Source organism: Pseudomonas sp. NPDC087612 (genome assembly GCF_044743505.1).
Taxonomy (GTDB): Bacteria; Pseudomonadota; Gammaproteobacteria; order Pseudomonadales; family Pseudomonadaceae; genus Aquipseudomonas.
In genome coordinates this window covers 182927-194856 of sequence record NZ_JBIUWO010000008.1, presented here as the reverse complement: position 1 = coordinate 194856, position 11930 = coordinate 182927, and the positions used below count along the sequence as shown (strand labels likewise).

The window sequence follows — 11930 nt, the reverse complement described above, 5'->3', positions numbered from 1 at the left end:
CTTGTCGCCCTTGTTGAACTGGCCAGAGAAGTCTTCCCATGGGTTGGACTTGCACTGTTTGATGCCCAGGGAGATACGACGACGCTCTTCGTCGATGTCCAGAACCATGACTTCCACTTCGTCGCCGACTTGTACGACTTTCGAAGGATGGATGTTCTTGTTGGTCCAGTCCATTTCGGAAACGTGTACCAGGCCTTCCACGCCTTCTTCCAGCTCTGCGAAGCAGCCGTAGTCGGTCAGGTTGGTAACACGCGCCATGACGCGGGTGCTTTCTGGGTAACGAGCCTTGATAGCAACCCATGGGTCTTCACCCAGTTGCTTCAGACCCAGGGATACACGATTGCGCTCGCGATCGTACTTCAGAACCTTGACATCGATCTCGTCGCCAACGTTGACGATTTCCGATGGGTGCTTGATACGTTTCCAAGCCATGTCGGTGATGTGCAGCAGGCCATCAACGCCGCCCAGGTCAACGAATGCGCCGTAGTCGGTGAGGTTCTTGACGATACCTTTGACTTGCTGGCCTTCCTGCAGGGATTCCAGCAGAGCTTCGCGCTCGGCGCTGTTCTCGGCTTCCAGGACGCTGCGACGGGAAACGACAACGTTGTTGCGCTTCTGGTCCAGTTTGATGACCTTGAATTCCAGCTCTTTGCCTTCCAGGTGGGTGGTGTCGCGCACTGGGCGGACATCAACCAGGGAACCAGGCAGGAACGCACGGATACCGTTAACGTCGACAGTGAAGCCGCCTTTAACCTTACCGTTGATAACGCCCTTGACCACTTCTTCGGCGGCGAAAGCTGCTTCCAGAACAATCCAGCACTCGGCGCGCTTGGCTTTTTCACGGGACAGTTTGGTTTCGCCAAAGCCGTCTTCGACCGCGTCCAGCGCAACGTGAACTTCGTCACCGACCTTGATGGTCAGCTCGCCAGCTTCGTTGTAGAACTGCTCGAGCGGGATGACGCCCTCGGACTTCAGGCCAGCATGTACGGTAACCCAGTCGCCGTCGATGTCGACAACGATACCGGTGATAATCGCACCCGGCTGAAGATTGAGGGTTTTCAGGCTTTCTTCAAAGAGTTCTGCAAAGCTTTCGCTCATTTTAATTCCTGTAGATTAGGGCGGGACATACGCCCATCAGCCACATTCCAGACAATGTGGGTTTCGTTCATATAAAGGAAAGCCGACAGGACGTTGACTGGTGCCCCTGCCTGCTCTCCTGGTCATCAGGCGATATCGCGCAGGGCGATCTCGCTCTTGATGCGTTGCAACACCTGCTCGATGGACAACTCCGTGGAATCCAGCTGGATCGCATCGGCCGCCGGCTTGAGCGGGGCCACTGCGCGCTGGGTGTCGCGCTCATCGCGCGCACGAATCTCATCTAGCAGACTCGACAGACTAACATCTTCGCCCTTGCCCTTCAACTGCAAGTAACGACGGCGGGCACGTTCCTCGGCGCTGGCGGTCAGAAAAACCTTGAGCGGCGCATCCGGGAACACCACGGTGCCCATGTCGCGGCCGTCGGCAATCAGCCCCGGCGCTTCCTGGAACGCCCGCTGGCGCTGCAGCAAGGCTTCACGCACCGCCGGCAGCGAGGCAACCATGGAAGCACCGGCACCCACGGTTTCGGTACGGATGACATTGCTGACATCCTCACCTTCGAGAATGATCTGCTGCAGCTTGCCCGGCTCGGCGGCGATGAACTGCACATCCAGATGTGCGGCCAGGGCCTTGAGCAATTCTTCGTTGGTCAGGTCGACACCGTGGTTGTTGGCGTTGAAGGCCAGCAAGCGGTACAGCGCGCCGGAATCCAGCAGCTTCCAGCCCAGCTCGCGGGCCAGCAGGCCGGCGACGGTGCCCTTGCCCGAGCCGCTTGGCCCGTCAATGGTGATGACCGGTGCGTTGGAATTCACGACTTGCCCTCTTCTGCCACACGGATGCCGACTTCGGCGCACAGGGCGAGGAAGTTCGGGAACGAGGTCGCGACGTTGGCACAATCATGGATGCGGATCGGCGCGGTGGCGCGCAACGAGGCCACACTGAAGGCCATGGAGATGCGATGGTCGCCATGACCGTGCACTTCGCCGCCGCCGATCACGCCGCCGTCGATGATAATGCCGTCCGGGGTTGGCTCGCACTTTACGCCCAGGGCCAGCAGGCCGTCGGCCATGACCTGGATGCGATCGGATTCCTTGACCCGCAGCTCTTCGGCACCGCGCAGCACGGTACGGCCTTGGGCGCAGGCCGCGGCGACGAACAGCACCGGGAACTCGTCGATGGCCAGCGGTACCAGGTGCTCGGGGATCTCGATACCTTTGAGTTTAGCCCCGCGTACGCGCAGGTCAGCCACCGGCTCACCGCCGACTTCACGCTGGTTTTCCAGGGTGATGTCGCCGCCCATCAGGCGCAGGATATCGATGACGCCGGTACGGGTCGGGTTGATGCCGACGTGCTCGAGCAGCAGTTCGGAGCCTTCGGCAATCGATGCAGCCACCAGGAAGAACGCCGCCGAGGAAATATCCGCCGGGACCTCGATATGAGTTGCCGTCAGTTTGCCGCCAGATTCCAGCGAAGCCGTAGGACCCTCAACGTCAACGCTGTAACCAAAGCCACGGAGCATGCGCTCGGTGTGGTCGCGGGTTGGCGCAGGCTCGGTAACCGTGGTCTTGCCTTGGGCGTACAGGCCGGCCAGCAGCAGGCAGGATTTGACCTGGGCACTGGCCATCGGCAGCGTGTAGGTCAGGGCCTTGAGGGTGTGGCCACCACGGATGGTCATCGGCGGACGACCTTCGGCGGCAGTTTCGATCACCGCGCCCATTTCCCGCAGCGGGTTGGCCACGCGATTCATCGGCCGCTTGGACAGCGAGGCATCGCCGGTCAGCACGGTGTCGAACGGCTGCGCCGCCAGCAGGCCGGAGAGCAGACGCATGGAGGTACCGGAGTTACCCAGGTAGATCGGGCCCGGTGGCGGCTTCAGGCCATTGAGGCCGACACCATGGATAGTCACACGGCCATGGTGCGGACCTTCAATGACCACACCCATGTCGCGGAAGGCCTGCAAGGTTGCCAGGGCGTCTTCGCCCTCGAGGAAACCTTCCACTTCGGTGGTGCCTTCGGCCAGGGAGCCGAGCATGATCGAGCGATGGGAAATCGATTTGTCACCTGGTACACGAATACGGCCAGACACGCGGCCACCAGGATTTGCCAGGAAAATCAGGTCGTTGGAGTTCATAGCGTCCACATAGGCCCGGCGGGCCAGGATTTTACTGAAATGCTCGCGGGCAACACGGGCGCGCGTGAAGACGCCCAGCAGTTGATGCCCATCCCCTGCATCGACCGCGTCGCGCAAGGCGTCGAGGTCGCTGCGAAATGTATCCAGCGTGCGCAGGACAGCCTCGCGATTGGCGAGAAAGATGTCGTGCCACATGACCGGGTCGCTTCCGGCGATTCTCGTGAAATCGCGGAAACCTCCGGCAGCGTAACGGAAGATATCGAGGTTTTCATTGCGCTTGGCCAGGGAATCGACCAGGCCGAAGGCTAGCAGGTGTGGCAAGTGGCTGGTCGCGGCCAGGACTTCGTCGTGACGCTCGACCTGCATGTGCTCGACATCGGCCTCAAGCGCACGCCAGAGCTGATCGACCAGCGCCAGCGCGGCCGGCTCGGTTTCAGCCAGCGGCGTGAGAATGACTTTGTGGCGGCGGAACAGCGAAGCATTGGAAGCCTCCACCCCGCTCTGCTCGGAGCCGGCAATCGGATGCCCGGGTACAAAACGCGGCAATCGCGCACCGAGGGCCTCGCGGGCGGCGCGCACGACATTACCCTTGGCACTGCCGACGTCGGTCAGCACCGCCTGGCCGAGATCCAGTTGAGCCAGGCGCGCGAGGAGCTTTTCCATGGCCAGGATCGGCACGGCCAGCTGAATGACATCTGCGCCGACGCAGGCGGCAGCGAGGTCTTCTTCGCAGCGGTCGACCACGCCCAGCTCCACCGCCAGCTTGCGCGACTGCGGATCAAGGTCGACACCGACCACTTCGCGGCACAGACCGCTTTCACGCAAGCCCTTGGCGAAAGACCCGCCAATCAGGCCCAACCCGACCACCACCAGCCGGCCGATGATCGGCCCAGGCTTGTTTACCACGACTTCAACCACGGAGCTGGACCCTGTTCAAAACTGCATGCACGCCATTCATACCTCAGAGTACCGCTTTCGGGTAGGAACCCAGCACCTTCAGGGCCACGGCTTCCTGACTGATCTGCTCGAGCACGGCCTTGATCAGCGGATCGCGGTGGTGGCCGACGAAATCGATGAAGAACACGTAGGTCCATTTGCCGCTGCGCGACGGACGGGTCTCGATACGAGTGAGGTCAATACCATTCTCGTGGAACGGCACCAGCAACTCGTGCAAAGCGCCCGGCTTGTTGCTCATGGAGACGATGATCGAGGTCTTGTCGTCGCCGGTCGGCGGCACTTCCTGGTTACCGATCATCAGAAAGCGCGTGGAGTTGTCCGGCCGGTCTTCGATCTTCTCGGCCAGGCGCGTAAGGCCATACAGGCCAGCCGCCATGTCACCGGCAATGGCCGCCGAGTTCCACTCGCCCTTGACCCGCTTGGCCGCTTCGGCGTTGCTCGACACCGCCACGCGCTCGACATTCGGGTAATGGGCATCCAGCCACTTGCGGCACTGGGCCAGCGACTGGGCGTGGGAGTAGATGCGGCTGATGCTGTCGGTCTTGGTGTTCTCACCCACCAGCAGGTGGTGGTGAATACGCAGCTCGACTTCGCCGCAGATCACCATGTCGTGCTCGAGGAAGCTGTCGAGGGTGTGATTGACCGCACCCTCGGTGGAGTTCTCCACCGGCACCACGCCGAAGTTGACGGCGCCGGCCGCCACTTCGCGGAACACTTCGTCGATGGCGGCCATCGGCTTGCTGATCACCGCATGGCCGAAATGCTTCATCGCCGCGGCCTGGGTGAAGGTCCCCTCAGGGCCGAGGTAGGCGACCTTCAGCGGTTGCTCCAGGGCCAGGCACGAAGACATGATTTCGCGGAACAACCGCGCCATCTCTTCGTTGCCCAGTGGCCCCTGGTTGCGCTGCATGACGCGCTTGAGCACCTGCGCCTCGCGCTCGGGACGGTAGAACACCGGCGTCTCGCCTTCGGCCAGGGTCGCGGTTTTGACCCGCGCCACTTCCTGCGCGCAGCGAGCACGGTCACTGATCAGCTCGAGGATCTTCTCGTCGAGGCTGTCAATGCGCACCCGCAGCGCCTTGAGTTCCTGCTCCGACATCAGCCGTGCTCCTTCTCGAATTCAGCCATGTAGCCAACCAGCGCTTCGACCGCGTCCAGGCCCAGGGCGTTGTAGATCGAGGCACGCATGCCACCGACCGAACGGTGCCCCTTGAGGTTGAGCAGGCCACGGGCGTCGGCACCGGCGAGGAAAGCCTTGTCCAGGCGCTCGTCGGCCAGGCGGAACGGCACGTTCATCCACGAACGGGCGTTGACGCTGATCGGGTTGGTGTAGAAGTCGCTGTTGTCGATGAAGCCGTACAGGCGGTCTTTCTTGGCCCGGTTGCGCTGCTCCATGGCCTCGACGCCGCCCTGCTCTTTCAGCCACTCGAAGACCAGCCCCGACAGGTACCAGGAATAGGTTGCCGGGGTGTTGTACATCGAGCCGTTGTCGGCCGCGACCTTATAGTCAAGCATGGTCGGGCAACTGCTGCGGGCGCGGCCGAGCAGGTCTTCACGGACAATCACCACCACTAGGCCGCTCGGGCCGATGTTCTTCTGGGCGCCAGCGTAGATCAGGCCGAAGTTGGAGACGTCGATCGGGCGCGAGAGAATGTCCGAGGACATGTCGACCACCAACGGCACGTCACCGGTCTGCGGCACCCAGTCAAACTCCAGACCACCGATGGTCTCGTTCGAGGCGTAGTGCACGTAGGCGGCGTTGTTGCTCAGGTTCCATTCGTTCTGACCGGGGATGGCCAGGTAGTCGTAGGCCTTGGCACTGGCAGCAACGTTGATGTTGCCGTAGCGGCGGGCTTCTTCGATGGCTTTTTTCGACCAGATACCGGTTTCGATATAGTCGGCGGTGCCGTCTTCAGGCAGCAGGTTGAGCGGAATCTCGGCGAACTGCTGGCTCGCACCGCCCTGCAGGAACAGCACCTTGTAATTGGAAGGAATGGACATCAGGTCGCGCAGATCCTGCTCGGCCTTCTCGGCAATGGCCACGTAGTCGTCGCTACGGTGACTCATCTCCATCACCGACAGGCCTTTGCCACGCCAGTTCAGCATTTCAGCCTGGGCGCGCTGCAGTACAGCGTCAGGGAGCGCAGCAGGGCCTGCGCAGAAGTTAAAGGCTCGTTTGCTCACATCCACTCTCGCTCTGCTCTTGATGTCCGCAGGAGCCGGTCGGGCAGCGAGCCGTGCCCGACTGCCGCGACCTCCCCCACCAGGATTGCGCTACTAATAGGTTATTCCGGCTGTGCCTCTTCGTCGGCAGCGGCATCGGCCTGTGGCGCCGCATCGGCGTCCACTTCGGTGCCATCCACGTCGGCGTCGAAGTCCTCGTCACCTTCCTCTTCGGATGGCTCCTGGACCCGTTCCAGACCCACCAGGGTCTCGTCGCTGGCCAGTTTGATGAGGGTCACACCCTGGGTATTACGGCCCAGGCTGGAGACTTCACCGACACGGGTACGGACCAGGGTGCCCTGGTCGGAAATCAGCATGATTTCTTCGCCGTCGAGCACCTGCACAGCCCCGACCAGACGGCCGTTACGCTCGTTGCTGACCATGGCGATTACGCCCTGACCGCCACGCTTGTACTCCGGGAACTCGCTAATGGCAGTACGTTTGCCGTAGCCGCGCTCGGAGGCGGTAAGGATCTGGCTGCCTTCTTCCGGGATGATCATCGAGATCAGCTTCTGCCCTTCTGCCAGACGCATGCCGCGTACACCGCGGGCAGTACGGCCCATGGCGCGAACGTCGGATTCCTTGAAGCGGGTCACCTTGCCGGCGTCGGAGAACAGCATGACCTCACGCTCGCCATCGGTGATGGCCGCGGAAATCAGTACGTCGCCTTCGTCCAGCTCCAGGGCGATCAGGCCGACACTGCGCTGGCGGCTGAAGGATTCCAGCGGGGTCTTCTTCACGGTGCCGTTGGCGGTGGCCATGAAGATGAAGTGACCTTCTGTGTATTCCTCGACCGGCAGCATGGTCGAAATGTACTCGCCCTCATCCAGCGGCAGCAGGTTGACCAGCGGCCGACCGCGCGCGGCACGGGAGGCTTCAGGGATTTCATAGGTCTTGAGCCAGTACACCTTGCCCTTGCTGGAGAACAGCAGCAGGGTGGTGTGGCTGTTGGCGACCAGCAGGTGCGAGATGTAGTCCTCGTCCTTGACGCCGGTAGCCGACTTGCCTTTACCACCGCGACGCTGGGCCTGGTAGGCGGCCAGTGGCTGGGTCTTGGCGTAGCCGCCATGAGAGATGGTCACGACCCGGTCTTCTTCCGGAATCATGTCACCCAGGGTCAGGTCCAGACGCGCATCGAGGATCTCGGTACGGCGCACGTCGCCGTACTCGGCGCGGATCAGCTCCAGCTCTTCACGGATAACTTCCATCAGGCGCTCGGCGCTATTGAGGATGCGGATCAGCTCGCCGATCTGGTTGAGGATCTCCTGGTACTCGGCCAGCAGCTTCTCGTGCTCCAGGCCGGTCAGGCGGTGCAGGCGCAGGTCGAGAATGGCCTGGGCCTGTTCCGGCGACAGGAAGTACTTGCCATCGCGCAGACCGAACTGCGGATCAAGGTTCTCCGGACGGCAGGAGTCGGCGCCGGCGCGCTCGACCATGACCTGCACGGCACTGGATTCCCACGGCGTGCTGATCAGCGCTTCCTTGGCCTCGGAAGGCGTTGGCGAAGCCTTGATCAGGGCGATCACCGGATCGATGTTGGACAGGGCAACCGCCTGGCCTTCAAGGATGTGCCCGCGCTCACGCGCCTTGCGCAGTTCGAACACGGTACGGCGGGTAACCACTTCGCGGCGGTGGCGAACGAAGGCCTCGAGCAGCTCCTTGAGGTTCAGCACCCGTGGACGGCCGTCGATCAGCGCTACCACGTTGATGCCGAAGACGCTCTGCAGCTGGGTCTGGGCGTAGAGATTGTTGAGGATCACCTCAGGCACTTCGCCACGACGCAGCTCGATGACGATACGCATACCGTCCTTGTCGGACTCGTCGCGCAGCTCGGTAATACCTTCGAGCTTCTTCTCCTTGACTAGCTCGGCGATCTTCTCGATCAGACGCGCCTTGTTCAGCTGGTACGGCAGCTCGGTGACGACGATCTGCTGGCGGCCACCGACCTTGTCGATGTCTTCGACCATCGAGCGGGCGCGCATGTAGATACGGCCACGGCCGGTGCGATAGGCCTCGATGATGCCCTGGCGACCGTTGATGATCGCCGCGGTCGGGAAGTCCGGGCCGGGGATGAACTGCATCAGTTCGTCGACAGTGATGTCGGCGTTGTCGATCAGCGCCAGGCAACCGTCGATGACTTCACCGAGGTTGTGCGGCGGAATGTTGGTCGCCATGCCCACGGCGATACCGCTGGAACCGTTGACCAGCAGGTTGGGGATCTTGGTCGGCATGACCGCCGGGATCTGCTCGGTACCGTCGTAGTTGGGTACCCAGTCGACCGTCTCTTTATGCAGGTCGGCCAGCAGCTCGTGGGCCAGCTTGGTCATGCGCACTTCGGTGTATCGCATGGCGGCGGCATTGTCGCCGTCGACCGAACCGAAGTTACCCTGGCCGTCGACCAGCAGGTAACGCAGCGAGAACGGCTGGGCCATACGTACGATGGTGTCGTAAACGGCGGTATCACCATGCGGGTGGTACTTACCGATCACGTCACCGACCACACGGGCGGATTTCTTGTACGGTTTGTTCCAGTCGTTACCCAGTTCGCTCATCGCATACAGAACGCGGCGATGCACGGGCTTCAAGCCATCACGCGCATCGGGCAGTGCACGCCCGACAATGACGCTCATCGCGTAGTCGAGGTAGGACTGTCTCAGCTCGTCTTCGATATTGACCGGGAGGATTTCTTTGGCCAGTTCGCCCATGAGAAGCCTGATTCCTTTTTCTGGTGAAACCTCGTCACATCCATATGGGACGAACGAAGCTCGCCGCTGCAAAGTGACTCCTTGCAACGACTTACGACAAATCAACGAGTTATGCCATGGATCTGCGCAGTAAAGACAGCCCCGCAGGGCGGCCTTGGAAACCGTCGGATGTTACCACAATCGCCCAGAGGGTGGGAGTAGCCTGCGGCACTACTACCCTACTGCTCGTCGATAACGCCCGTTAGCCGCTACAACAGGCCGCAGACGACGGCAAAGACTCAATGCAAACGCTTGCGACACATCAGTTGCGCCATCTTCACCGTGTCCGGGCGCTCGACGATGCCTTTCTCGGTGATGATCACGTCGATCAGGTCGGCCGGAGTTACATCAAAGACCGGATTGAACGCCTCGAAGTCGGCGCCTAGCGACTCGCCGCCGAGCTCCAGCAACTCGCTGGGGCTGCGCTCTTCAAGGAGGATGTCGTCGCCGCTTTCAAGGTTCATGTCGATGCTCGAACTCGGCGCCACGACCATGAAGCGCACGCCGTGGTGCATGGCATTGACCGCCAGCTGGTAGGTGCCGATCTTGCTCGCCACATCGCCATTGGCAGTAATGCGCTCGGCGCCGACGATCACCCAGGTGATGCCCTTGGTTTTCATCAGGTGGGCAGCCGCCGAGTCGGCAGTGATGGTAGCCGGGATACCCTCGCCGGCCAGCTCCCAGGCGCTCAGGCGCGAGCCCTGCAGCCACGGGCGGGTTTCATCGACATAGACGCGCTCGATCATGCCTTCCAGGTAAGCGCCGCGCACCACCCCGAGGGCGGTACCGAAGCCGCCGGTGGCCAGGGCCCCGGTGTTGCCATGGGTGAGAATGGCCTGTTCGTTGCCCTGGTGCTTGCGGATCAGGTCGACGCCTAGCTGGGCCATGGTCAGGTTGGCTTCACGGTCGCTTTCATGAATGGCCACGGCCTCAGCCGCCATGATGGCCTGCACGTCATCGCCATCCTTGAGCCGCAGCAGGCGCTCACGCATGCGGTTCAGGGCCCAGAACAGGTTGGCGGCGGTCGGCCGCGCGTGCACCAGCAGCTCGAAATCCTCTTCCAGGGCCATTTCCCAGTCACCGCCGGCGGCCAGGCGCTGGGCAATCGCCATGGCCAGGCCGTAGGCGGCGCTGATGCCAATGGCCGGGGCGCCGCGCACCACCATTGTGCGGATAGCCTCGGCCACTGCGGCGGCGTCCTTGCAGACCAGCCAGACCTGCGCCGACGGCAACGCGCGCTGGTCGAGCAGATAGAGGGTGCCATCCCGCCAATCGATGGCTTTCACCTTCTCTGCTGCCATTAGTCGATCGCGCATGCCTCACCCCATCATTCGGACATCAAAAGCGGACGATTATAGCGAGCCCCAGGCGCGGACGCTCGGGTATACTTCGCCCTCACCTTCTATCGCCCAGGGAAACCTGACATGCCCAAACCCGCTTTGCCGCTCGACCTGCTGCTCCTGCCTGCCTGGCTGGTGCCGGTCGAGCCTGCCGGGGTGGTTTTGCAGGACCATGCCCTGGGCGTGCGCGACGGGCAGATCGTGTTCATCGGCCCGCGCAGCCAGGCCCAGGCGTTCATCGCGGCGCAAACCCGCGAGCTGCCGGGCTGCCTGCTCAGCCCGGGGCTGGTCAACGCCCACGGCCATGCGGCGATGACCCTGTTTCGCGGCCTGGCCGACGACCTGGCGCTGATGACCTGGCTGCAGGAGCAGATCTGGCCGGCCGAAGAGCGCTGGGTCGACGAAGATTTCGTCCGCGACGGCACCGACCTTGCCATCGCCGAGCAGGTAAAAGGCGGCATCACCTGCTTCAGCGACATGTACTTCTACCCCAAGGTAGCCAGCGAGCGCGTGCACCACAGCGGCATCCGCGCGCAAATCGCCGTGCCCCTGATGGATTTCCCGATCCCTGGTGCGCGCAGCACCGAAGAAGCCCTGCAGCTGGGCATCGAGCTGTTCGGCGACCTGCGCCACCACCCGCGCATCACCGTGGCCCTGGGCCCGCACGCGCCGTACACGGTCAGCGACGCCAACCTGGAAAAGATCCGCGTCATCGCCGAAGAGCTCGACGCGCCGATCCACATGCATATCCATGAAACCGCCCTGGAGGTCGAGCAATCGCTGCACACCCGCGGCGAGCGCCCGCTGGCCCGGCTGGCTCGCCTGGGCCTGCTCGGGCCGCGCCTGCAGGCGGCTCACATGACCCAGGTCAGCGACGAGGATCTGGCCCTGCTGGTAGAAAGCAACACCAGTGTGGTGCACTGCCCGGAGTCCAACCTCAAGCTGGCCAGCGGTTTCTGCCCGGTCGAGCGCTTGTGGCAGGCCGGCGTCAACGTCGCCGTCGGTACCGACGGGGCGGCCAGCAACAATGACCTCGACCTGCTCGGCGAAACCCGTACCGCGGCGCTGCTGGCCAAGGCCGTGGCCGGCTCGGCCAGCGCCCTGGATGCCCACCGGGCGTTGCGCATGGCCACCCTCAACGGCGCCCGGGCACTGGGCCTGGAGGCGATCACCGGTTCGCTGGAAGTGGGCAAGGCCGCCGACCTGGTCGCGTTCGACCTTTCCGGCCTGGCCCAGCAACCGCTGTATGACCCGGTGTCGCAATTGATCTACACCAGCGGCCGGGACTGCGTGAAGCATGTCTGGGTCGCCGGCAAGCCACTGCTTGACGACCGGCGCCTGACCCGCCTGGACGAACAGGCCCTGTACGCCACCGCCTGTGCCTGGGGCCAGCGGATCGGCGCGCGCAACGAATAAACGTCCGGCAGCCAGTGCTGG

Annotated in this window: 8 protein-coding genes; 1 reads left to right on the top strand and 7 read right to left on the bottom strand. The window is 62.8% G+C overall.

Annotated features, from left to right (window positions below):
• The 7 genes from ACIOVF_RS18165 to mtnA all read right to left on the bottom strand — a co-directional run.
• Window positions 1-1098 (bottom strand): 30S ribosomal protein S1 (locus tag ACIOVF_RS18165; protein ID WP_401291289.1); only part of this gene is annotated, 1098 nt, incomplete at its 3' end.
• A 125-nt stretch (window positions 1099-1223) separates the two neighbouring features.
• A complete protein-coding gene (gene cmk, locus ACIOVF_RS18160; RefSeq protein WP_045195385.1) occupies window positions 1224-1910 on the bottom strand; it encodes a (d)CMP kinase in 687 nt (228 codons plus the stop codon).
• Window positions 1907-4147, bottom strand: coding sequence for a bifunctional prephenate dehydrogenase/3-phosphoshikimate 1-carboxyvinyltransferase (locus tag ACIOVF_RS18155; RefSeq protein ID WP_045195387.1), 2241 nt, complete (start codon window positions 4145-4147; stop codon window positions 1907-1909). Before ACIOVF_RS18155 ends, cmk begins: the two co-directional genes overlap by 4 nt.
• Before the next feature lie 43 nt (window positions 4148-4190).
• Window positions 4191-5285: a prephenate dehydratase gene (gene pheA, locus ACIOVF_RS18150; RefSeq protein WP_093380418.1), complete on the bottom strand. Its 1095-nt coding sequence runs from the start codon at window positions 5283-5285 to the stop codon at window positions 4191-4193.
• Window positions 5285-6370 carry a 3-phosphoserine/phosphohydroxythreonine transaminase gene (serC, locus tag ACIOVF_RS18145; RefSeq protein WP_045195761.1) on the bottom strand — a complete coding sequence of 362 codons (1086 nt, stop codon included), beginning with the start codon at window positions 6368-6370 and terminating at the stop codon, window positions 5285-5287. Before serC ends, pheA begins: the two co-directional genes overlap by 1 nt.
• Window positions 6371-6471: 101 nt before the next feature.
• On the bottom strand, window positions 6472-9114 hold the full coding sequence (gene gyrA / locus ACIOVF_RS18140) for a DNA gyrase subunit A (RefSeq protein WP_213603501.1): 2643 nt from the start codon (window positions 9112-9114) through the stop codon (window positions 6472-6474).
• A 278-nt stretch (window positions 9115-9392) separates the two neighbouring features.
• Window positions 9393-10469 carry an S-methyl-5-thioribose-1-phosphate isomerase gene (gene mtnA / locus ACIOVF_RS18135; RefSeq protein WP_401291283.1) on the bottom strand — a complete coding sequence of 359 codons (1077 nt, stop codon included), beginning with the start codon at window positions 10467-10469 and terminating at the stop codon, window positions 9393-9395.
• 108 nt (window positions 10470-10577) lie between these two features.
• Here mtnA and ACIOVF_RS18130 point away from each other — a divergent pair, with 108 nt between their 5' ends.
• Window positions 10578-11909 carry a TRZ/ATZ family hydrolase gene (locus tag ACIOVF_RS18130; RefSeq protein ID WP_401291280.1) on the top strand — a complete coding sequence of 444 codons (1332 nt, stop codon included), beginning with the start codon at window positions 10578-10580 and terminating at the stop codon, window positions 11907-11909.
• Window positions 11910-11930: the final 21 nt, after the last annotated feature.

Excerpts from the sequence above, each read along its gene's own strand:
- pheA (WP_093380418.1), bottom strand. The coding sequence starts at position 5,285 with ATGTCGGAGCAGGAACTCAAGGCGCTGCGGGTGCGCATTGACAGCCTC.
- gyrA (WP_213603501.1), bottom strand. The coding sequence starts at position 9,114 with ATGGGCGAACTGGCCAAAGAAATCCTCCCGGTCAATATCGAAGACGAG.
- mtnA (WP_401291283.1), bottom strand. The coding sequence starts at position 10,469 with ATGCGCGATCGACTAATGGCAGCAGAGAAGGTGAAAGCCATCGATTGG.
- ACIOVF_RS18130 (WP_401291280.1), top strand. The coding sequence starts at position 10,578 with ATGCCCAAACCCGCTTTGCCGCTCGACCTGCTGCTCCTGCCTGCCTGG.